The 20,866-nt window shown below is 45.4% G+C and carries 22 protein-coding genes, 1 tRNA gene and 1 riboswitch; of the genes, 13 read left to right on the top strand and 10 right to left on the bottom strand.

What is annotated here, in order from left to right; genetic code table 11:
• Positions 1-284: 284 nt before the first annotated feature.
• On the top strand, positions 285-1,088 hold the full coding sequence (locus tag VTH8203_RS11170) for a Cof-type HAD-IIB family hydrolase (RefSeq protein WP_096993753.1): 804 nt from the start codon (positions 285-287) through the stop codon (positions 1,086-1,088).
• A gap of 41 nt (positions 1,089-1,129) precedes the next feature.
• On the opposite strand, the gene moaE is transcribed toward VTH8203_RS11170, so the two are convergent.
• The 5 genes from moaE to moaA all read right to left on the bottom strand — a co-directional run bounded on the left by moaE (position 1,130) and on the right by moaA (position 3,874).
• Positions 1,130-1,588: a molybdopterin synthase catalytic subunit MoaE gene (gene moaE / locus VTH8203_RS11165; protein WP_096993752.1), complete on the bottom strand. Its 459-nt coding sequence runs from the start codon at positions 1,586-1,588 to the stop codon at positions 1,130-1,132.
• A 1-nt stretch (position 1,589) separates the two neighbouring features.
• The gene (gene moaD, locus VTH8203_RS11160; RefSeq protein WP_096993751.1) at positions 1,590-1,835 is read right to left on the bottom strand and encodes a molybdopterin synthase sulfur carrier subunit; all 246 of its coding nucleotides are present in this window, start codon (positions 1,833-1,835) and stop codon (positions 1,590-1,592) included.
• A complete protein-coding gene (gene moaC, locus VTH8203_RS11155) occupies positions 1,832-2,311 on the bottom strand; it encodes a cyclic pyranopterin monophosphate synthase MoaC (protein ID WP_096993750.1) in 480 nt (159 codons plus the stop codon). The genes moaD and moaC overlap by 4 nt, the downstream gene beginning before the upstream one ends.
• Before the next feature lie 16 nt (positions 2,312-2,327).
• On the bottom strand, positions 2,328-2,840 hold the full coding sequence (gene moaB / locus VTH8203_RS11150) for a molybdenum cofactor biosynthesis protein B (protein WP_006072950.1): 513 nt from the start codon (positions 2,838-2,840) through the stop codon (positions 2,328-2,330).
• A 44-nt stretch (positions 2,841-2,884) separates the two neighbouring features.
• On the bottom strand, positions 2,885-3,874 hold the full coding sequence (moaA, locus tag VTH8203_RS11145; protein WP_096993749.1) for a GTP 3',8-cyclase MoaA: 990 nt from the start codon (positions 3,872-3,874) through the stop codon (positions 2,885-2,887).
• A riboswitch (molybdenum cofactor riboswitch) is annotated at positions 3,863-4,000 on the bottom strand. Its footprint overlaps the gene before it by 12 nt.
• Before the next feature lie 171 nt (positions 4,001-4,171).
• Between moaA and yvcK the strand changes: the two genes are divergently transcribed.
• Positions 4,172-5,056, top strand: coding sequence for a uridine diphosphate-N-acetylglucosamine-binding protein YvcK (gene yvcK, locus VTH8203_RS11140; RefSeq protein ID WP_096993748.1), 885 nt, complete (start codon positions 4,172-4,174; stop codon positions 5,054-5,056).
• A gap of 52 nt (positions 5,057-5,108) precedes the next feature.
• On the opposite strand, the gene luxU is transcribed toward yvcK, so the two are convergent.
• The 3 genes from luxU to uvrB all read right to left on the bottom strand — a co-directional run bounded on the left by luxU (position 5,109) and on the right by uvrB (position 9,013).
• Entirely contained in the window at positions 5,109-5,456 is a 348-nt protein-coding gene (luxU, locus tag VTH8203_RS11135; RefSeq protein ID WP_096993747.1) for a quorum-sensing phosphorelay protein LuxU, read from the bottom strand.
• Entirely contained in the window at positions 5,453-6,850 is a 1,398-nt protein-coding gene (gene luxO / locus VTH8203_RS11130; RefSeq protein WP_096993746.1) for a quorum-sensing sigma-54 dependent transcriptional regulator LuxO, read from the bottom strand. Before luxO ends, luxU begins: the two co-directional genes overlap by 4 nt.
• 132 nt (positions 6,851-6,982) lie before the next feature.
• Positions 6,983-9,013 carry an excinuclease ABC subunit UvrB gene (gene uvrB / locus VTH8203_RS11125; RefSeq protein ID WP_096993745.1) on the bottom strand — a complete coding sequence of 677 codons (2,031 nt, stop codon included), beginning with the start codon at positions 9,011-9,013 and terminating at the stop codon, positions 6,983-6,985.
• 474 nt (positions 9,014-9,487) lie between these two features.
• Between uvrB and VTH8203_RS11120 the strand changes: the two genes are divergently transcribed.
• The 9 genes from VTH8203_RS11120 (at position 9,488) to gloA (ending at position 17,116) form a co-directional block, all read left to right on the top strand.
• Positions 9,488-9,563 (top strand) — tRNA-Asn (locus tag VTH8203_RS11120).
• A 252-nt stretch (positions 9,564-9,815) separates the two neighbouring features.
• Positions 9,816-10,397, top strand: coding sequence for an electron transport complex subunit RsxA (gene rsxA, locus VTH8203_RS11115; protein ID WP_096993744.1), 582 nt, complete (start codon positions 9,816-9,818; stop codon positions 10,395-10,397).
• Positions 10,397-10,978 carry an electron transport complex subunit RsxB gene (rsxB, locus tag VTH8203_RS11110; RefSeq protein ID WP_096993743.1) on the top strand — a complete coding sequence of 194 codons (582 nt, stop codon included), beginning with the start codon at positions 10,397-10,399 and terminating at the stop codon, positions 10,976-10,978. The genes rsxA and rsxB overlap by 1 nt, the downstream gene beginning before the upstream one ends.
• Positions 10,979-10,986: 8 nt before the next feature.
• Entirely contained in the window at positions 10,987-13,575 is a 2,589-nt protein-coding gene (gene rsxC, locus VTH8203_RS11105; protein WP_096993742.1) for an electron transport complex subunit RsxC, read from the top strand.
• Entirely contained in the window at positions 13,575-14,621 is a 1,047-nt protein-coding gene (gene rsxD / locus VTH8203_RS11100; RefSeq protein WP_096993741.1) for an electron transport complex subunit RsxD, read from the top strand. Before rsxC ends, rsxD begins: the two co-directional genes overlap by 1 nt.
• A 5-nt stretch (positions 14,622-14,626) precedes the next feature.
• The gene (gene rsxG / locus VTH8203_RS11095; protein ID WP_096993740.1) at positions 14,627-15,259 is read left to right on the top strand and encodes an electron transport complex subunit RsxG; all 633 of its coding nucleotides are present in this window, start codon (positions 14,627-14,629) and stop codon (positions 15,257-15,259) included.
• The gene (locus tag VTH8203_RS11090) at positions 15,256-15,945 is read left to right on the top strand and encodes an electron transport complex subunit E (RefSeq protein WP_096993739.1); all 690 of its coding nucleotides are present in this window, start codon (positions 15,256-15,258) and stop codon (positions 15,943-15,945) included. Before rsxG ends, VTH8203_RS11090 begins: the two co-directional genes overlap by 4 nt.
• Before the next feature lie 95 nt (positions 15,946-16,040).
• A complete protein-coding gene (nth, locus tag VTH8203_RS11085; protein ID WP_096993766.1) occupies positions 16,041-16,682 on the top strand; it encodes an endonuclease III in 642 nt (213 codons plus the stop codon).
• 17 nt (positions 16,683-16,699) lie between these two features.
• Complete coding sequence (gloA, locus tag VTH8203_RS11080; RefSeq protein ID WP_096993738.1) at positions 16,700-17,116, top strand: lactoylglutathione lyase; 417 nt, start codon at positions 16,700-16,702, stop codon at positions 17,114-17,116.
• A 71-nt stretch (positions 17,117-17,187) separates the two neighbouring features.
• Here gloA and motY read toward each other — a convergent pair whose 3' ends face one another.
• Complete coding sequence (motY, locus tag VTH8203_RS11075; protein ID WP_096993737.1) at positions 17,188-18,072, bottom strand: flagellar protein MotY; 885 nt, start codon at positions 18,070-18,072, stop codon at positions 17,188-17,190.
• 299 nt (positions 18,073-18,371) lie between these two features.
• Between motY and rnt the strand changes: the two genes are divergently transcribed.
• Both rnt and VTH8203_RS11065 read left to right on the top strand, forming a co-directional pair.
• Positions 18,372-19,025, top strand: a complete 654-nt coding sequence (gene rnt, locus VTH8203_RS11070) for a ribonuclease T (RefSeq protein WP_096993765.1) — start codon at positions 18,372-18,374, stop codon at positions 19,023-19,025.
• 26 nt (positions 19,026-19,051) lie between these two features.
• Positions 19,052-20,377 carry a Na+/H+ antiporter family protein gene (locus tag VTH8203_RS11065; protein WP_096993736.1) on the top strand — a complete coding sequence of 442 codons (1,326 nt, stop codon included), beginning with the start codon at positions 19,052-19,054 and terminating at the stop codon, positions 20,375-20,377.
• A gap of 93 nt (positions 20,378-20,470) precedes the next feature.
• Here VTH8203_RS11065 and VTH8203_RS11060 read toward each other — a convergent pair whose 3' ends face one another.
• Entirely contained in the window at positions 20,471-20,809 is a 339-nt protein-coding gene (locus tag VTH8203_RS11060) for a Grx4 family monothiol glutaredoxin (protein ID WP_031493434.1), read from the bottom strand.
• Positions 20,810-20,866 lie beyond the last annotated feature (57 nt).

Here is a 20,866-nt window from a genome sequence, read left to right as displayed (position 1 = left end):
CTTAAAATCATTCCTTTGGGTTTTAACGCTATGTAATGCTCTATCATCAAGCAATTGCACCAATACTGTGATTGTTAATTTTGGGAGTAATGACGATAATTACCAGCTTCGTAATGCGTATACCCACTACCTTGATTTTGATGCCGCTGAGGCGATCCATACATTTAAAGTGGAATCACTAAGTTAAAACCGCGAGTTAACTTAGATTCCAGTTATTTACTTCACCACCGCGTCGATTTACGTATACTGCACACGTCTCTTACCATTTGAACAAGCGATAACATATGCACAGCACAATTAAGTTTATAGCAACGGACATGGATGGCACACTGCTAGACCCTAACGGTCAACTGACTCCGGATTTTTTCCCGCTCTATGAGCGTATTAAGAAGCAAGGTATTCACTTCGCTCCCGCTTCTGGTCGTCAGTACTACAGCCTTAAAGACATGTTTTCTCGTATTGAAAATGAACTGATTTTTATTGCTGAAAACGGTACGTTAGTGATGCAAAACGATGAGGAGCTTTATAGTTGTACGTTAGATACGGCTGCAGCGAAACAGATCATCAAAACCACTCGCGCTTTAGAGAATACCTATATGGTTCTGTGCGGCAAACGCTCCGCTTATATCGAAACTCAAGACCCTAAAGCGCTGGAGGAAATCCGTAAATACTACCATCGATGCGAATATGTTGAGGATCTACTCTCCGTCGAAGACGATTTTATCAAAGTGGCTATCTGTAACTTTGAAGGCGCGGAGGAGCATGTATTCCCGACCATCAATGCTCGCTTCGGCGCCGAATATCAAGTGGTTGTCAGCGCCAATATATGGTTGGATGTGATGAATAAGGAAGCGTCAAAAGGTGCTGCCATTCGTTTCTTACAACAGCATTTAGGATTTAAGTTTGAAGAAACGATGAGCTTTGGTGATTATTTTAATGACGTCGAAATGCTAAAAGAGAGTTATCACTCATACGCCATGGACAACGCTCACCCCGAGATAAAGAAACTGAGCCGCTTTATTGCTCCAAGTAATGATAAAGCAGGCGTGCTAACCGTGATCGACAACTATTTAGCGAGCATAGAGTAAGAGCAAAAGAGCATGTCATCGACATGCTCTTTTTATTCAGACTATTTTTGTTGCCAGCGCGCAGCGGCTTCAGCGTCAGAGTCTCTTGACTCGACCCAGCGAGTGGACTCTGTGGTTCGCTCTTTCTTCCAAAATGGCGCTTTGGTTTTAAGGTAATCCATGATGAATTCGCAAGCTTCAAACGCAGAGCCACGATGAGCACTGGACACACCTACGAATACGATTTGATCACCCGCATCCATATCACCCACACGATGAATGACACGAATACCGTTGAGCATCCAACGTTCTTCTGCTTCATCGCAGATCTTTTCTAACGAACGCTCTGTCATTCCAGGATAGTGTTCTAACGATAACCCTGTAACGTTGTCGCCTAGGTTCATATCGCGAACTTTGCCGGTAAACGTAACAATTGCGCCCGACGCAGTGCCTTGCGCTAATGCCTCGTACTCAGCACCCACCGAAAAGTCTTCGTGTTGAACGGATACTCTTAAAGTCATCTTAACCTCCCGTTACTGGCGGAAAGAAAGCCACTTCATCGCCGTCTTGAACTTTTTCACCCATAGCGACGATATTTTGATTAAGCGCAGCGAGTAACTTGCCACTCTCAAGTGCAAGTTCCCATTTACCTTGCTGCGCTGCCAGATGAGCGCGAATATCTTCAATAGTGGCAAATTCAGCGGCAAGCTCAATACTGTCTTGACCAATCAATTCACGCGTTTGTGCAAAGAAAAGTACTTTAATCATGATTCCACCTTGAAGTGTCCTGATTTTCCGCCCGTTTTTTCAAGTAAGCGAACGTTTTCAATAACCATGTCTTTTTGGACCGCTTTACACATATCGTAAATGGTTAACGCTGCTACAGACGCCGCCGTCAGTGCTTCCATTTCTACGCCAGTTTTACCCGCTAGCTTACAAACAGACTCGATGCGTACTTTATTTTCCGCTTCCATCGCTTCCAGTTGTACTTCCACTTTAGACAGTAACAACGGATGGCACAAAGGAATAAGGTCCCATGTTTTCTTTGCCGCTTGAATGCCTGCAATACGAGCAGTAGCAAATACATCACCTTTGTGGTGATTACCCGACGTAATCATCTGCAGTGTTTCTGGTGCCATGTGAACAAAAGCTTCGGCTCTTGCTTCACGTACCGTCTCTGCTTTAGCCGACACATCGACCATGTTTGCTTCGCCAGAAGCGTTAATATGGGTAAATTCGGACATGACTTTCCCTAGATGATTACTTGCTTAGATGAGGCATGAAGTTACATGGGCGGTGGCTAGCATCAAGTTGCTGCTTGATGATTTTAGTCCAGCCAGTACGACATGCACCAGTCGAACCTGGCATCGCAAAAATAACCGTGTGGTTTGCAAAACCAGCGATTGCGCGAGATTGGATTGTAGAAGTACCAATTTCCTCGTAAGAAACGGCACGGAATAGCTCACCAAAACCTTCTACTTGCTTATCGAATAACGGAACAAGTGCTTCAGGTGTGCTATCACGAGAAGTAAAGCCTGTACCACCAGTGATCATTACCGCTTGCACACTCTCGTCTGCGATCCATTTCGATACGACCGCACGGATTTGGTAGATATCGTCAATCACGATTTGCTTATCCGCTAGTGTGTGACCTGCTTCTTGTAGGTTTTCTACTAAGAAGCGACCAGACGTGTCATTTTCTTCAGTACGTGTGTCAGATACGGTTAGCACTGCGATGTTCGCAGGCACGAATTTACTTTCTGCGTGACCCATGATTATTCACCCTATAAAATTTTTACGTATTTTTTTGCGGTCTGTTAGCCGCCGATAGATGCCAAATGCGGCGTCATACCTGAATTGCCGTCATGCAGGAAATGACTGACTGATTTGGTCTGCAATTGTGCTTGAATTCGTTCGATCAACGCGCTTTCTTGAGCGTCTTCTTGAAGTAAGTCGCGCAACTCTACACCGTGGTCACCGAACAGACAAAGATGCAGCTTGCCCATTGCTGAAACGCGAAGTCGGTTGCAACTTTCACAGAAGTTTTTCTCATATGGCATAATGAGGCCAATCTCGCCCTTGTAGTCTGCATGAACAAACACTTGAGCGGGGCCATCATTTTGACTACGCGCTTTTAAGATCCAACCGTTAGCAATCAGTTGGTTACGAATATCAGTGCCAGATACATGATGTTTGTTGAACAGCTCGTCCATTTCTCCCGTTTGCATCAACTCGATGAAACGCAGTTGGATTGGACGATCTTTGATCCAGTTAAGAAAGGCGGGTAACTCTTTGGCATTGAGGTCTTTCATCAATACCACATTGACTTTGACCTGCTCATAACCGATTTCAAATGCTCGATCGATACCAGACATGACTTCGGTAAATTTGTTCTCACCGGTAATTTGGTGGAACATTCTTGGATCGAGGCTATCTACACTCACATTGATATTAGTAAGGCCAGCTTGACGCCACGTATCCACTTGCTTCGTCATTCGATAACCATTGGTCGTCGTTGCGACTTTAGTAATACCACGAGTATTCGCCACCGTTTCAATGATCTGAGGGAAATCTTTGCGCAAACTTGGCTCACCACCAGTGATACGTACTTTGGACGTACCGCAATCCGCAAACGCCGTCACAACGCGTTTGATTTCTGGAAGCGTCAAAAAGGCAGGTCGTTTATGACCAGGCGGTTGGTAGCCATCAGGGAGGCAATATGTACACTTGAAGTTACATACATCTGTAACTGAAAGACGCAAGTAATAAAACTTGCGATTAAATTTATCTTCGAATTGTTGCGCCACGGAACACCTTTCCAAACACGGGAGGCATAATCATTTCCAATCATGCCCTTGTGACAATTTGTCACTGGCTCTAGAAGCTTATCTTTATTTCGACTTAGCGTGTAGAGCTCGGAGTTATGGCAGTTACCACATAATGAGTTGATAACAGCTTTTGAGTAAAATACTCAATAACGGTATGGTTTTCCAGCTTTCATGTCAAAAAACCTTACTTATTCGTCAATTTTACTATAGTTGAGTATCCAAAATGGACAATTTACCCTATGTTACAAAGTTCAGATAACTCCAAAGAAGTATAAGATGAGCATATATTCATCAAAGAAAGTTGTGGCCATTGGTGGTGGTCACGGGCTAGGTCGTATGCTAGCGGCTTTAAAAGAATTTGGCGGTAATGCCACTGGAATTGTAGCAACCACAGACAATGGAGGGTCCACTGGTCGAATTCGTGAATGTCAGGGCGGCATCGCGTGGGGTGATACTCGCAACTGTATCAATCAGCTTATTACTGACCCATCAATAGGCTCAATGATGTTTGAGTATCGCTTCAAAGGCTCTGGCGATCTCAACGGTCATAACCTTGGCAACTTAATGCTGACTGCGTTGGATAACCTCTCCGTTCGTCCCCTTGAAGCTATTCATCTAATTCGCAAACTGCTCGCGGTTGATGTCAACATCATCCCAATGTCGGAGCATCCATCCGACCTGACAGCACTTTCAGTCGACGGCAAATGGGTTACCGGCGAAACCTCAGTTGATGAGATGGAACAGGATTTACAAAGGCTCGACCTTGACCCAATCGTGCCAGCCACCAAAGAGGCCATAGAGGCAATCACCCAAGCTGATTGTATTATTCTTGGGCCAGGTAGCTTCTTAACCAGTATTATGCCACCATTACTGCTCGCTGATTTAAGCCAAGCGATCTGTCAAAATCAAACTGCCAAAGTCGTATTTGTGGAAAACTTATCGCCTGAATATGGTCCCGCAGGTCGAATGACATTGGAACAAAAGCTGTTGTGGTGTGAACGAGCCCTTCAGGGCAGAAAACTGGACGTTATTTTGGGAGAAGAAGCACACTCTGAGATTTGCAATCAATGGAATTGCGTCACTCTTCCTCTTGCTTCACCGAATAGAGATTGGCGTCACGATCGGGTAAAACTCAAACACGCTATCGAATCGTTGCTTTAACTATGAATCTTAAAACAAGGGCTCCAAATGGACCCCTTGTTTTACAGCGCAGTTACTTGATGGACTCTAAAAATTCGAGATAACAAGTGTGCGTCTCAGACAAATTCTCAAGCATACGGTCTACTTTTGATTGATCCTCTTGCAGCTTACCACCTTTGACCTGAGCGTCGATATCAATAGCAAACTCGCAAAGTGACTCTGCACCGAAACTGGCGGCGCTACTCTTTAGTGCATGACAGATTTCTTTCATGTATGTCATTTTTTCAGCGAGATCACCCTTACTTAACTGAGTCTGATAAGTCACTAGCTCTCCAGTGAAAATGCCCAAAAGAGTCGGAATATTATCTTGACCAATCTCACGAGTGAGCTGCTCTAATTTGTCTCGATTCATGAATTTCATGCTTTATTCTCACTTGCGTTCCATGCTTGTATTTTGCGGTAAAGTGTCGAGGGACTAACGTCCAAATATTTTGCCGCTTGCGGAATATTTCCATCGCACGCTTTGATGGCTTGCTCGATAGTGATCTTTTCCGTTTTCCACAACGGTTGAATATCTTGCGGGCCAAACGACACTGATATCACGTTAGCGATAGCGGTTGGCTTTACCACGGGTTCATTCAATGGAGGTGGCAACATGCTCAATTCAATTTCTTTTCCCTGATTTAACACCACTACGTTGCGCAACACATTCTGCAGTTGGCGAACATTACCCGGCCACTCATATTGAATAAAGCGATCAATCACATCTTGAGCAAAACGGACAAAACTCTTCCCTTCTTCATGTGACATAAAGCCTAACAGGGAATAGGCAATTTCAATCACGTCCTCTTCGCGGTCACGCAGCGGTGGTAGGTGGAGTGGAATGACGTACAACCGATAGTACAAATCTTCTCTAAATCGACCTTCTCGAACTTCTTTCCAAGGGTCACGGTTGGTTGCACACACAAACCGTACATCAACCTTTTTCATACGGGAAGACCCTACCTTTTGGAAAGTACCCGTTTGAATAAAACGTAATAGCTTGGTCTGCAGGTCCAAATCCATCTCACACAATTCGTCGAGAAATAGTGTACCGCCATCGGCAAGTTCCGCAGCGCCTTGACGATCGCTCGCCGCTCCCGTAAAGGCACCTTTGACGTGACCAAATAACTCACTTTCGATGAGATCTTTTGGTATTGCAGCACAGTTAATCGCAATAAATGGCTTATCACCACGTTTGCTCGCCGCGTGAATTGCCTCTGCACATACCTCTTTACCCGTCCCACTTTCTCCGGTGATAAAGATACTGGCTTTGCTGGAGGCCGCAGAGTCGATAGTGCGATACACCGCCTGCATCGGTTGGCTACTACCGATAAACCCTTGGTAGTTTTGGCTATTGGAATCGTTGGTTTCATTGCGAAGCTTCGAAGCTTTTCGAATGGCATTTGTTACCGTCACACGAAGTCGATCGGCTTCGCACGGTTTGATCAAGAAGTCCTGAGCGCCATGTTGCATCGCATCTACCGCAATATCGATAGAACCATGAGCAGTCATAAAGATGACCGGTACGTCCGGGTTGAAATCTTTTACTGCGTCCAATACATCCATCCCCGTCATGTCGGGAAGTCGTAAATCCAGTAAAATAAGGTCAGGCGTCCGGTGCGCTAAACTTTGAATTGCATCTCTACCGTTTCCAACGATATTAATATCTATACCCAGTGGGGATAGATATGAGCGATACAGCGCAGCAACGGAGGCCGTGTCTTCTACCATAAGTAAATAGCGAGACTTTGGCTCGTCGATTAGTTGTTGCATAAAACCTAGCTAACTGTTGTTTATTATTTGGCTCTTATAAGCATATTCGCATTTTGCAATATTTACCTAATAAAGACCATTATATTTTTGCTGTTTATGTTCACAGCAGGCTATCAAACTCCGTCATCACTGTTAACTATTAGCGATAAAATGTTGTCTAAGCTTTTCAATTTCATCACGTTTTTCTGCAGCTTGTTCAAATTCTAAGTTCTGAGCATGGTGATACATCTCTGCTTCAAGTTTTAGAATCTGTTTCTCGAGATCTTGAGGTGATAACGCTACATAAGCTTGGGAAGGCTCAGCCACTTTCGACAAAGGTACCTGCTTCCCTTTCTTCGGCTTACCACCTTTCGCCACACTGCCAATTTCCATAATATCTTTGATATTACGTTTCAAGGCCATCGGCACCATACCGTTTTCAACGTTATAAGCATGCTGCTTCTCGCGACGACGATTGGTTTCATCAATGGCCTTTTTCATGGAGTTGGTAATACGGTCCCCATACAGTATCGCTTTACCCTTTAAGTTACGTGCAGCACGACCTATGGTCTGGATGAGCGAACGCTCTGAACGCAAGAAGCCTTCTTTGTCAGCATCTAATATGGCGACCAGTGATACCTCCGGCATATCCAAACCTTCTCGTAGTAAGTTAATACCCACTAACACATCAAACTCGCCCAATCTCAAGTCGCGGATGATTTCAGTTCGTTCAACAGTATCAATGTCAGAGTGTAAGTAACGTACTTTTACGCCGTGTTCACTCAAGTATTCGGTGAGGTCTTCTGCCATACGTTTGGTTAATGTCGTTACCAACACTCGCTCATCAATCGCTGAACGTGCGCGCACTTCCGATAACAGATCATCAACTTGAGTCGCTACCGGACGCACTTCTATTTCTGGGTCCAACAAACCCGTTGGGCGAACAACTTGGTCAGCCACATCGCCACCCGACTTTTCCAATTCATAAGCACTTGGCGTCGCAGAGACAAAAATGGTTTGTGGCGCGATCATCTCAAATTCGTCAAACTTTAAAGGACGATTATCCAGTGCTGAAGGTAAACGGAATCCATACTCCACCAGCGTTTCTTTTCTTGAGCGATCACCTTTATACATTGCACCGATCTGAGGCACAGTGACGTGGGACTCATCAATAATCAATAAGCCGTCTGCAGGAAGATAATCAAACAATGTCGGAGGCGGCTCACCTTCACTTCTACCACTGAGATAACGTGAATAGTTTTCAATGCCAGAACAGAAACCGAGCTCATTCATCATCTCGATATCAAATTGAGTACGTTGAGAAATGCGCTGTTCTTCAAGTAATTTATTGTTATCTTTGAGATAAGTTTGGCGTGCTACTAACTCCACTTTGATATGTTCAATCGCATCTAAGATACGTTCTCTAGGCGTTACATAGTGCGTCTTAGGGTAGATTGTATAGCGAGCGATATCTCGTTCTGTAATCACGCCGGTAAGTGGATCAAAAAGGCTGATGCAGTCGATTTCATCATCAAACATTTCTAACCGAACTGCTTCTTGATCAGATTCTGCCGGGAAAATGTCAATGACCTCTCCTCGAACTCGAAATTGACCACGTTCAAAAGCAACATCATTGCGAGAATATTGCAGTTCAGCTAAGCGTAGTAAAATATCTCGCTGGTCGATAACCGCACCTCGAGTCACGTGCAACATCATTTTTAGATAAGAATCAGGGTCACCCAAACCATAAATGGCAGATACCGAAGCAACTATTATGGCGTCTTTTCTCTCTAGTAATGCTTTGGTCGCCGATAAGCGCATTTGTTCAATATGTGCGTTGACTGACGCGTCTTTCTCAATAAAAGTGTCAGTGGTAGGAACATATGCTTCTGGTTGGTAGTAGTCATAATAAGAGACAAAGTACTCGACCGCGTTATTTGGGAAAAAACCTTTCATTTCACCATAAAGTTGTGCCGCGAGCGTTTTGTTTGGGGCGAGCAGAATTGCCGGTCGCTGAGATTGCGCAATCACATTCGCAAGCGTAAACGTCTTACCTGACCCCGTCACACCCAACAATGTTTGGTGTGCTAGACCAGAATCCAGCCCATCGACCAGTTGCGCGATGGCCATAGGTTGGTCTCCTGATGGTTGATAATCCGAAACCAATTCGAAGTGTTTTGCCATATTGCGACTCCCTTATTAACGAACCTCATATTTCAACTCTAGCGGAGGTAATTTGCAACCGAAAGCTCGCTATCAGGCTAACTTTTTGATATAGTCTTCGTCCTGCTCGGCATCATCGCCACAAAATTGTCGTTAATTAATCCACTACTTTTCCCCAATCCTACGGCGAAAACACGTTATTCACATCAATCTCAATTCTGACATTAAATTCACACTTACATTTTATCTGTTATTAATCATTAGTTTAGAAAACAAAGCCAAAACTTATTCACACCCATGATAACGATCATTGTATTGGCGATGTATTTGATACCGTGTAATTAACACATTTATCCACAAATTTGGTGGATAAGTAAAAAGACCTTATATCCAGAAAGGCATGCAGAAAAGTAAAGTTATTTTTCTGCTTTTTTTTGAAGAAAATCGTTGACTCTGATAGATGGGATAGCTAAAATTCGCGGCGCTTAAAGCATTTCCCCCTTAGTTCAGTTGGTAGAACGGCGGACTGTTAATCCGTATGTCGCAGGTTCGAGTCCCGCAGGGGGAGCCAAATTCTAAAAAAGCCGTGTCGAAAGACGCGGCTTTTTGCATTTCAATGCGACGAAACTCGTACCGAGTTTTATGTTGCTGAGTTCGCCGCTCTCGTACAACCCTCGCTGGAGAGCCAACACTTCCCTTTCCTAGTTTTAGACTTAATACCTATACTTTTCGTATAAACAAACAAAACCTTATGTTTCACTGGTTGTTATTCATTACGCAAAGCAGGATAATAACGGGATCGGAGCTCTTTACACTTATTATTATGACCGAATATTTCTTATTGTTGGTGGGAACAGTCCTCGTCAACAATTTCGTACTGGTAAAATTCCTTGGGTTATGTCCCTTCATGGGCGTGTCAAAAAAACTCGAGACCGCAATAGGCATGGGGTTAGCGACGACCTTCGTGCTGACACTCGCATCGGTATGCGCTTACTTGGTAGAAAGCTACGTCTTGGTACCTTTGGGTATTCAATACTTGCGAACCATGAGTTTTATCTTGGTTATTGCCGTGGTGGTGCAGTTCACCGAGATGGTGGTTCATAAAACCAGCCCAACACTTTATCGTTTGCTAGGTATATTCCTACCTTTGATCACCACGAATTGCGCCGTGTTAGGCGTAGCGTTGCTAAACATTAACGAAAACCATAACTTTATTGAATCCATCATCTACGGTTTCGGGGCCGCAGTTGGTTTTTCTTTAGTTCTTATTCTATTTGCTTCAATGCGTGAACGTATTACCGCTGCTGACGTGCCAGCTCCCTTTAAAGGAGCCTCTATAGCCATGATCACCGCGGGGCTGATGTCTCTTGCGTTTATGGGGTTCACTGGTTTGGTGAAACTGTAATGACGACAATTCTTATCGCAATTATTGCTCTTGTTCTTTTAGCGGCCATTTTTGGGGCCGTTCTTGGGTTTGCTTCGATTAAATTCAAAGTAGAAGCGGACCCAATTGTTGACCAAATCGACGGTATTCTGCCGCAAACGCAGTGCGGACAATGCGGCTATCCAGGCTGTCGCCCTTATGCGGAAGCTATCGCCAACGGTGACGCAATAAACAAGTGCCCTCCCGGTGGGCAACCAACTATCGAGAAGCTCGCTGACCTAATGGGTGTTGAGGTCGAAGACTCCGCCCATGATGCTGAGAAATCAATAAAGAAAGTGGCTTTTATTCATGAGGACATGTGCATTGGTTGTACTAAGTGCATCCAAGCCTGCCCAGTAGACGCCATCGTTGGCGGAACAAAAGCACTGCATACTGTTATTAAAGACGAATGCACTGGTTGTGACCTATGCGTTGCACCATGCCCTACTGACTGTATTGAAATGATTCCTGTAAAAACAACCGCTGATACTTGGAAATGGCAGCTAGACGCTATTCCAGTCGTCAATATTTCCGAAACTCAAACACAAGCTAGCGGTGAGTAGGGAGCGTCATGTTATCACTTATTGAACAAATCAAATCTGGTTCTCTCTGGGATTTTCCAGGTGGCGTGCACCCGCAAGACAATAAGAAACAATCAAACCAAAGTGCTATCGTCAAAGCAAGCATTCCAAACGAGTTGATCATTCCACTCAAACAACACATTGGTAAGCCTGGTGATATTCTAGTCACAGTGGGTGAACGAGTCCTTAAGGGACAACCTATGAGCCAAGTCAATGCCGCCTTCATGTTGCCGATTCATGCGCCAACATCAGGAACAGTCACGGCCATAGAGCCGCGAACTATTGCTCATCCATCGGGTCTTAGCGATCTATGTATCGTCATCGAGGCCGATCAACACGATGAATGGTTCGAGCTCAACCCTTGTGTCAACTATCTCGATGAGACACCAGAATCTCTAATCGAGCGAGTTCGATTAGCGGGTATTTCTGGTATGGGCGGCGCAGGATTTCCGACCGCCAAGAAAATTCAGTCTGGCTTACAACGTACTGAGATTCTTATCCTCAATGCCGCGGAGTGTGAACCCTACATCACCGCAGATGACCGTCTGATGCAAGATAAGGCACAGGAAGTCATTGAAGGCATCAAGATCCTCAACCATATTCTCAAGCCAAAATTGACCATCATTGGTATTGAAGACAACAAACCTGATGCGATCAAAGCACTGGAGCTGGCTGCGAAAGATGAAGACATCGTCATTCGTGTCATTCCTACCAAATATCCATCGGGCGGTGAAAAGCAGCTCATCAAAATACTTACAAACTTAGAAGTCCCTGTTGGTGGCATTCCTGCTGATATCGGTTTGATGGTACAAAACGTGGGTTCTGCTTACGCGATAAAACGTGCAGTATGCGATGGTGAGCCTCTGATAGAGCGTGTTGTGACCTTGACTGGGAACACATTTAAACAACCTTGTAATGTTTGGGCCTTGATTGGCACACCTGTGCAATCTTTATTGGACCAATTTGGTTATAAGGCCGATAAAAAGTCCCCACGTCTGATCATGGGCGGCCCGATGATGGGCTTTACTTTGCCGCACGCAAATGTGCCAATTACCAAAACTTCCAACTGTATCTTGGCGCCAACTTATCGTGAGATTGATCCTCGTTCGTACGAAATGTCGTGCATTCGTTGCAGTCAATGTGCAGAAGCTTGCCCAGCTTCGTTGTTGCCTCAACAGCTGCAATGGTACGCAAAATCTCAAGAATACGATAAATGCGAAGAACTCAATCTTAAGGACTGCATAGAATGTGGCGCTTGTGCGTTCGTGTGCCCAAGTGAGATTCCACTGGTCCATTATTATCGTCAAGCAAAAGCAGAGATTCGCACCCGCAAGCAAGAATCTGAAGCAGCCGAACGCGCTAAAGTTAGATTCGAAGAAAAGAAAGCACGTCTTGAGCGAGACAAGGCAGAGCGTGAAAACCGCTTTAAGAAAGCAGCGGACGACCGCCGTCAGCAAATGAAATCATCTGGCGGTGACGATGCTATTGCTGCTGCTATAGAACGCGTTAAAGCTCAAAAATCCGCCGCAGCTTCCAACGAAGTCAAACCAGCAGTCGCTGCCGCTATTGCTCGTGCCAAGGCCAAACAAGCCGAAGCCGCACAACAAGGCCAAGCGGAACCAGACAATTCTGAAATGGCTAAGTTACGTGAAGAACGTAAGCGCCTAGCGAGAGAGCGCAAAGCAAACCGACTGACTGGCAACACTACGCCAATAGAGCCTAACGTTTCTGTTGAGCAAGATCCTAAAAAAGCGGCCATTGCTGCCGCTTTAGCGAGAGCAAAAGCGAAAAAAGCGGCGCAACAACCGTCAACGGAATCCGCGTCTGTTGAAAGCTCTCAACCATCGAAACAAGACGCGGTTGCAGCAGCAATTGCTCGAGCCAAAGCCAAAAAGCAAGCAATCTCAGAAGCCGGCTCCCAAGATAGCGATGCACCCGCTGAACGTGATCCGAAGAAAGCTGCTGTCGCCGCTGCCATTGCCCGGGCTAAAGCACGTAAGCAGGAAACGGTTGATACAGTAACTGACACTCAGGACGTAGATGTCCCTTCTGAAGACGACCCGAAGAAAGCTGCGGTCGCCGCTGCCATTGCCCGAGCTAAAGCACGTAAGCACGCAGCCGCTGAACCATCTACTGACACTCCGGACGTAAAGACGCCTTCTGAAGACGACCCGAAGAAAGCCGCGGTCGCCGCTGCCATTGCCCGAGCTAAAGCACGCAAGCAAGCAGCCGCTGAACCATCTACAGACACTCCGGACGTAGAGACGCCTTCTGAAGACGACCCGAAGAAAGCTGCGGTCGCCGCTGCCATTGCACGAGCTAAAGCACGCAAGCAAGCAGCCGCTGAACCATCTACTGACACTCCGGACGTAGAGACGCCTTCTGAAGACGACCCGAAGAAAGCTGCTGTCGCCGCTGCCATTGCACGAGCTAAAGCACGTAAGCAAGCAGCTACTGACACTCAGGACGCGGAGACGCCTGTGGTAGAAGATCCCAAAAAAGCGGCGGTTGCAGCAGCAATTGCACGCGCTAAAGCGAGAAAAATTGAAAACGAACAGAACAACAAGGAGAACAACTAGTGTCTTTCTTTATTGCTAGCTCTCCACATGCTCACAATCGTAAACGCACGCCAGACCTTATGAAGGGTGTGGCACTTTGTGCACTGCCAGGTCTGGCCGCGCAAACCTACTTTTTTGGCTGGGGTACCGCTATCCAACTGTGTTTAGCGATTGTTGTTGGTTTGCTGCTAGAAGCGATCGTCATGCTGTTTCGCAAGCGCTCTCCACTTTCGGCCCTTCGCGACTACAGTGTGCTGGTCACCGCTTGGTTATTAGCCATTGCCATACCGCCACTTTCTCCTTGGTGGGTCTTAGTCATTGGCTTGGTTTTCGCCATCATTATTGCTAAACATTTATATGGCGGTTTAGGACAAAACCCATTCAACCCCGCGATGGTCGCTTATGTTGTCTTATTAATTTCCTTCCCAGTTGAAATGACCAGTTGGATCACTCCTCACTCGCTTTCCAGTGAACCTGTGACGTTTTCCGACGCGTTGTCGCTGATTTTCTCTGGCTTTAATACCGATGGATATTCATTACAGCAAATTCGCACCGGTATTGATGGTATAACCATGGCAACGCCGCTTGATGCCTTCAAAACGGGTATTAAAAATGGCAATACCATTGCAGAGGTTGTTCAGCAGCCTATCTTTAGTGGTTTAGCTGGTATTGGTTGGGAGTCGGTAAATCTCGCCTATTTAGCTGGTGGGCTTATCTTACTTAAGCTACGAATCATTCAATGGCACATTCCTGTTGCAATTCTTGCCTCGTTAACCGTGATTAGCGGTCTGTTCATGCTGTTTACACCAGGCGCAACGGCATCACCAATCTTACATCTGTTGTCTGGCGCAACCATGTTAGGGGCATTCTTTATTGCTACTGATCCAGTATCAGCCTCAACAACGGTGAAAGGACGATTAATATTTGGTGCGTTCATCGGTGTGATGATCTTCGTAATCCGTACTTGGGGTGGCTTCCCTGACGGTGTCGCCTTCGCTGTTCTGCTAGCGAATATGTGCGTTCCGCTCATAGACTATTACACTAAACCACGAACTTATGGACATTAATCACCATGTTGAATGCAATTAGAAAAAATGGCTTAACCTTGGCTATCTTTGCCTGTGCATCAACAGGGGTAGTCGCTGTTACGCAATATCTGACTAAAGATCAGATCGTTCGCCAAGAACGAGCGCAGCTTCAAGCAACGCTAAACGAAGTTATCCCCCACGAACTGCATGACAATGAACTGTCTGCTTCGTGTACTTTGGTAAGTGACCCTGCCCTTGGGACATCACAGCCACAACCAGTCTATATTGCGACGATAAATAATCAGCCGCAAGCCATGGCTATCGAATCTGTCGCACCTGATGGCTACAATGGCGCCATTAAGATCATCGTAGGCATGGATATTGAAGGCACTATCCTCGGTACACGTGTTTTAGCTCACCAAGAGACTCCTGGACTTGGTGATAAAATTGACCTAAGGATTACCGATTGGGTACTTGGTTTTACCGGCAAACAAGTGACCGATGAAAATGAATCACAATGGGCTGTACGCAAAGATGGCGGTCAATTTGATTCATTTACAGGCGCGACCATCACGCCTCGCGCTGTTGTGAAAGCGGTCAAGAATACCGTAAGCTACGTGAACACCCATCGTAATGAGATATTAAACCAGCCACTAAACTGTGGAGGTGAAGAGTGACAACGTCTAAAGAACTGTTAAAAAATGGTTTATGGAATAATAACCCAGCCCTAGTCCAACTACTTGGCCTGTGCCCTCTTCTTGCAGTGTCATCAACAGTGACCAATGCATTAGGTCTTGGTCTTGCGACATTGGCGGTGCTAGTGGGTTCAAACGTAACAATTTCTGTTATCAGAGACTATGTGCCAAAAGAAGTCCGCATCCCTGTTTTTGTTATGATCATTGCGGCGTTAGTGACATGTGTGCAGTTATTAATGAACGCGTACGCTTATGGACTGTATCTTTCGCTGGGTATTTTTATCCCACTTATCGTTACTAACTGCATTATCATTGGACGAGCGGAAGCGTTCGCTTCCAAAAATGCGGTACTGCCCGCTGCCCTTGATGGTCTTTGGATGGGGCTTGGAATGACATCAGTATTGGTAATACTTGGAGCCATGCGAGAGCTTATCGGTAACGGGACTTTATTTGACGGCGCTGATTTGTTATTGGGACCATGGGCAGCAGCACTTCGCATTCAGGTATTCCAATTTGATAGTCAGTTCTTACTCGCCTTGTTACCTCCTGGCGCATTTATCGGTGTGGGCTTTCTCATCGCCCTGAAAAATGTTATTGATAAGCAAATAGAGCTTCGTCAGCCAAAGCAACAAAAACAACAGATTGAACGAGCTCGTGTAACCAACTAATCAAACCGCAATTAAAAACCCAAGACCTTATGCAGGATCTTGGGTTTTTGAACACTGGAAGCAGCCAATACGCTTGGGAAAAGCTAAGTCAGCCAATGAACAATATAAAAAGAAGAGAAATACTCGAACGACTTCGAGAAAACAACCCAAAACCAGAAACCGAGCTCAACTGGAACTCACCATTTGAGTTACTGATTGCTGTTTTACTGTCTGCTCAAGCAACCGATGTCAGCGTCAATAAAGCGACAGATAAGTTGTATCCCATCGCTAATACACCAGAAGCCATGCTTGCGTTGGGTGTCGATGGTGTCAAGGAGTACATCAAAACTATCGGTTTGTTCAACTCAAAAGCTGAGAATGTCATAAAGACTTGCCAAATACTGGTTGACCAGCATAACAGTGAAGTTCCAGAGAACCGCGAAGCACTAGAAGCGCTACCTGGCGTTGGGCGTAAAACGGCCAACGTCGTCCTCAACACAGCATTTGGTTGGCCAACCATCGCCGTCGACACTCATATTTATCGAGTATCAAACCGCACTAAGTTCGCGATAGGAAAAACGGTGGATGATGTGGAGCACAAATTACTTAAAGTGGTGCCAAAAGAGTTCAAACTCGATGTCCATCACTGGTTGATTCTTCATGGACGCTATACATGCATCGCCCGAAAACCAAGATGTGGCAGTTGCATCATCGAAGATCTTTGTGAGTTTAAAGAAAAAGTTTATCCAGAGAATTAAAACAAAGGAGCAATGTTATGTCTAATGGTCGTATCCTTCACACCATGTTACGCGTGGGTGATTTAGACAAGTCGATTTCTTTCTATACTGATGTGATTGGAATGAAATTACTGCGTAAAAACGAAAACACGGAATACAAATACACCTTAGCGTTTTTAGGATTTGGTGACGAGTCTGAAGGCGCGGTCATAGAATTAACGTACAATTGGGGCGTTACTGAATACGACCTGGGGAGCGCTTATGGCCATATTGCCATCGGTGTGGATGATATCTATACCACATGCGATGTCATTAAAGCAGCCGGCGGCAACGTTACTCGTGAACCAGGTCCAGTCAAAGGTGGAACCACTCAAATTGCCTTTGTTAAAGATCCTGACGGCTATATGATTGAGCTTATTCAGAACAAGCAGGCCAGTGCAGGTTTAGAGGGTTAAGCCAACGCCTCACTTGAAATCTAAACAAACGCCAGCATGTCATCATGTTGGCGTTTTTGTTTCATTGGCGACTAAACCTCGGTACGACCAAATGAGATGACAACACGTTGATTCTTCGCTTTGCCTATGGGTGAAGCATTCTCCGCAATAGGACGACGTTTGCCATAACCTTGCACTTGTATTCTATCTTTCGGTAAGCCAAGGGACTGAAAGTAATCTTGTAGAATCTGTGCTCGCTTGTCCGATAGTTGCTGGCTTTCACCTTTAGAGTCCGACGAGTCGGTGTAGGTCGACACGAGCACTAAATCAATATCTTGATTATATCTAACATACTCGGCGATTTGCTGAAGCCTATGCTGTGATGTTTTATTCAGTTGTTCACTGTTGCGGTCATAATGAAGAATTGTAAATGAGATGTCTTCGAAGCTGTAAGGCAACAAGTTAGCGATACAGTCGCTAAACACGTTGTATTTGGTTTGAAATAAAACAGAAGAGAGGGAAACTTCGATTCGCTCATCTCGACTTTGCCAGTCTTGATAACTGAATGTCGGATAACGCCCCTTCTCTAGCTCACTGAGGATACTCCAAGCCGCCTGTCCTCCAACATAGCCATCAAACTGTTTGAAAAACTGTAGATTGGTAATGCGGTCGGCGCTGTCTCCTGGTCGCCAAGGCGGTGGCAGGGAAACTAAGCTTACATTACGAGTTTCCCCCATTGAACGGCGCATTTTCAATTCAAAATCCAAATTCATCTTTTTACTTGCTCTAGCAACGAATTCAGCGTCGCCAAAATTAGGTATGGGATGAACCAACCTACATTCCAATGGCGTGTTACTGACCATTTCCCATTGCGACTGCGTTGGCGTTGCCACATAACGTTTCTCTATTGCCGCATTTGCCGCGGTAGCCGTCACAAAAGGCAATAGTGATAATGTCAGTAAGGCTTTTAAATTCATACGGTTAAGTAGCTCTTTTGCAATACACGTAACGGCACAGTTTTGCCGCTGCCCGTGCTAGATGGATCTCCGCACTGATCATTGCAAAAATCTCGCCATTTTTGCAATTGAACCGGATATAAATCACTTCAACAATCAGTTTAGGTCTCAAATATCAACAAAGCTTTCATATCGAATCTTTATTTATAGCCATGCATGATTATTCAACCATTGTCTGTAAAAATTAAATGGCTCGTCAGGTTTTTTATCGTCATATAATCTGCAATAATGCTGGCTTCGTCACACTAGAAAACTCTGAAATGACCGTAGAAAACGAAGCACTCACCCTAAAAAAGCGATTCCGTGGCTATTTTCCCGTCGTCGTTGACGTTGAGACCGCAGGTTTCAATGCTAACACTGATGCGTTATTAGAGATTTGCGCCATCACATTAACCATGGACGAACAAGGAAATCTGTTACCTGCTTCCGTCTTACATTTTCATATTGAGCCATTTGAAGGCGCTAATCTTGAAAAAGAAGCGCTCGAGTTCACTGGGATTCGCGACCCATTTAGTCCACTTCGTGGCGCAGTCCCTGAACAAGAAGCACTTAAAGAAATCTATAAAGTCATACGCAAAGAGCAAAAGCAACATGATTGCAGCCGAGCTATCATGGTAGCCCACAATGCCAACTTTGATCATAGTTTTGTTAGTGCAGCGAATGAGCGAGCTAAACTTAAGCGCGTTCCCTTCCACCCGTTCGCTACCTTCGATACTGCCACATTAAGTGGCCTAGCTTACGGGCAAACAGTATTGGCAAAAGCTTGTAAGGCCGCGGGGATGGAGTTTGATAATAAAGAGGCACATTCTGCTCTTTATGATACTCAAAAGACGGCTGAGCTGTTTTGCCGAATTGTCAACAAATGGAAAGCGCTTGGTGGCTGGCCGATTGTTGATGAACAAGCCCAAGAATAACTAAACACAACTTTTTAGAGATGATTATGAACCCTGTCGTTATTTCCGTTTGCATCATGCTGATTCTGGCCTTGATGCGAGTTAACGTTGTCGTTGCGTTAACATTCAGTGCCATCGTAGGTGGTGTCGTGTCTGGAATGTCGCTAACTGAAGCCGTAAGTGCTTTTGAAGGTGGCTTAGGTGGCGGTGCGACTATCGCATTAAGCTACGCCATGCTTGGCACTTTTGCTGTGGCTATTTCAAAGTCTGGTATTACTGACCTATTAGCTCAAAGTGTAATTAAGCGTATCCATGGCAAAGAAAACTCTGCCTCGACGACTGGCTTAAAATATGCGGTATTAGTGGCACTCATTCTTGTCACTATGTCTTCGCAGAACATAATCCCTGTTCACATCGCCTTTATCCCAATTTTGATTCCACCGTTATTGGGGGTATTTGCGAAACTCAAACTCGACCGCCGCTTAGTAGCTTGTGTACTCACATTCGGTCTTGTTACACCATACATGGTATTACCTGTAGGTTTTGGTGGTATCTTCCTCAACAATATTCTGCTTAAGAATTTGCATGAAAATGGTTTGGAATCTGTGACGGCAGCTCAAGTGCCAATGGCGATGCTGCTGCCAGCTGCGGGCATGGTAACGGGTCTTTTACTCGCGATCTTCTTTAGTTACCGTAAACCACGCGAGTATGCGGAAACAGAGATGACCCAAATTGATGAAGAACCAACCCACATCCACAAGAAAAACATCGTTGTCGCTATCGCAGGCATCGTTGCAGCGCTTGCCGTTCAGCTAACCTCTGGCTCTATGATCATCGGTGCACTAGCGGGTTTCATGGTATTCACCTTTGGTGGTGTTATTGCGTGGAAAGAAACACAAGACGTGTTTACTAAAGGCGTACACATGATGGCAATGATTGGTTTCATTATGATCTCGGCTGCTGGTTTTGCCGCGGTAATGAAACAAACAGGTGGCGTGGAGTCTCTGGTCGCTGCACTATCAACAAGCATTGGCGATAACAAGCCTTTGGCTGCATTACTTATGTTGGTCGTTGGTCTACTCGTTACCATGGGTATCGGTTCTTCATTCTCTACCATCCCAATTATCGCAACTATTTACGTACCTTTAGCGCTTGCTTTTGGCTTCTCGCCAATGGCCACTGTCGCTTTAGTTGGTACTGCGGCGGCGCTTGGGGATGCAGGTTCGCCAGCTTCGGACTCGACATTAGGCCCAACCTCTGGACTGAATGCCGATGGTCAGCATGAACACATTTGGGAAACCGTCGTCCCAACTTTTATTCACTACAACATTCCACTGATTATTTTTGGTTGGATTGCCGCAATGGTGCTGTAATCGCCTCCAAATACGAAAAAGGCTTGGTCAATGACCCAAGCCTTTTTTATTCCTTTCGCCCTTCGATAAAGAGACGAGAGTGAAACGTGTAGATTACGCTTCTTCTTCACCAGCGTTGCGAGCAGCGGCCTCTTTAATCAGAGGTTGTAGCTCGCCCTTCTGGAACATTTCCATGATGATATCACAACCACCAATCAACTCGCCTTCAACCCATAGCTGTGGGAAAGTCGGCCATTGTGCGTACTTAGGCAGCTCTGCACGGATATCTGGGTTCTGTAGAATATCTACATAAGCGAATTTTTCGCCACAACCCATTAGCGCTTGAGCCGCTTGAGATGAAAAGCCACAGCTAGGCAATTTAGGTGAACCCTTCATGTATAGAAGAATTGCGTTTTCTTCAATTTGTTGTTTGATTTTATCGATAGTTTCCATTGCTTCCTCGAAATGCTGTTACTGCGGATATCGTCACATTCTAGCGAATCGCCACAG

The sequence above is a fragment of the Vibrio thalassae genome (assembly GCF_900089835.1).
GTDB classification, from domain to species: Bacteria; Pseudomonadota; Gammaproteobacteria; order Enterobacterales; family Vibrionaceae; genus Vibrio; species Vibrio thalassae.
This window is presented reverse-complemented; position numbering and strand designations above follow the sequence as displayed.

What these genes read in the sequence shown, in the direction of transcription:
- gloA (WP_096993738.1), top strand. Translation starts at nt 16,700, where the DNA reads ATGTCTAATGGTCGTATCCTTCACACCATGTTACGCGTGGGTGATTTA.
- uvrB (WP_096993745.1), bottom strand. Translation starts at nt 9,013, where the DNA reads ATGGCAAAACACTTCGAATTGGTTTCGGATTATCAACCATCAGGAGAC.
- rsxG (WP_096993740.1), top strand. Translation starts at nt 14,627, where the DNA reads ATGTTGAATGCAATTAGAAAAAATGGCTTAACCTTGGCTATCTTTGCC.
- moaC (WP_096993750.1), bottom strand. Translation starts at nt 2,311, where the DNA reads ATGTCCGAATTTACCCATATTAACGCTTCTGGCGAAGCAAACATGGTC.
- rsxB (WP_096993743.1), top strand. Translation starts at nt 10,397, where the DNA reads ATGACGACAATTCTTATCGCAATTATTGCTCTTGTTCTTTTAGCGGCC.
- motY (WP_096993737.1), bottom strand. Translation starts at nt 18,072, where the DNA reads ATGAATTTAAAAGCCTTACTGACATTATCACTATTGCCTTTTGTGACG.
- luxU (WP_096993747.1), bottom strand. Translation starts at nt 5,456, where the DNA reads ATGAAATTCATGAATCGAGACAAATTAGAGCAGCTCACTCGTGAGATT.
- nth (WP_096993766.1), top strand. Translation starts at nt 16,041, where the DNA reads ATGAACAATATAAAAAGAAGAGAAATACTCGAACGACTTCGAGAAAAC.
- moaB (WP_006072950.1), bottom strand. Translation starts at nt 2,840, where the DNA reads ATGGGTCACGCAGAAAGTAAATTCGTGCCTGCGAACATCGCAGTGCTA.
- yvcK (WP_096993748.1), top strand. Translation starts at nt 4,172, where the DNA reads ATGAGCATATATTCATCAAAGAAAGTTGTGGCCATTGGTGGTGGTCAC.
- rnt (WP_096993765.1), top strand. Translation starts at nt 18,372, where the DNA reads ATGACCGTAGAAAACGAAGCACTCACCCTAAAAAAGCGATTCCGTGGC.
- moaD (WP_096993751.1), bottom strand. Translation starts at nt 1,835, where the DNA reads ATGATTAAAGTACTTTTCTTTGCACAAACGCGTGAATTGATTGGTCAA.
- VTH8203_RS11060 (WP_031493434.1), bottom strand. Translation starts at nt 20,809, where the DNA reads ATGGAAACTATCGATAAAATCAAACAACAAATTGAAGAAAACGCAATT.
- moaE (WP_096993752.1), bottom strand. Translation starts at nt 1,588, where the DNA reads ATGACTTTAAGAGTATCCGTTCAACACGAAGACTTTTCGGTGGGTGCT.
- VTH8203_RS11065 (WP_096993736.1), top strand. Translation starts at nt 19,052, where the DNA reads ATGAACCCTGTCGTTATTTCCGTTTGCATCATGCTGATTCTGGCCTTG.
- rsxA (WP_096993744.1), top strand. Translation starts at nt 9,816, where the DNA reads ATGACCGAATATTTCTTATTGTTGGTGGGAACAGTCCTCGTCAACAAT.
- luxO (WP_096993746.1), bottom strand. Translation starts at nt 6,850, where the DNA reads ATGCAACAACTAATCGACGAGCCAAAGTCTCGCTATTTACTTATGGTA.
- VTH8203_RS11170 (WP_096993753.1), top strand. Translation starts at nt 285, where the DNA reads ATGCACAGCACAATTAAGTTTATAGCAACGGACATGGATGGCACACTG.
- rsxC (WP_096993742.1), top strand. Translation starts at nt 10,987, where the DNA reads ATGTTATCACTTATTGAACAAATCAAATCTGGTTCTCTCTGGGATTTT.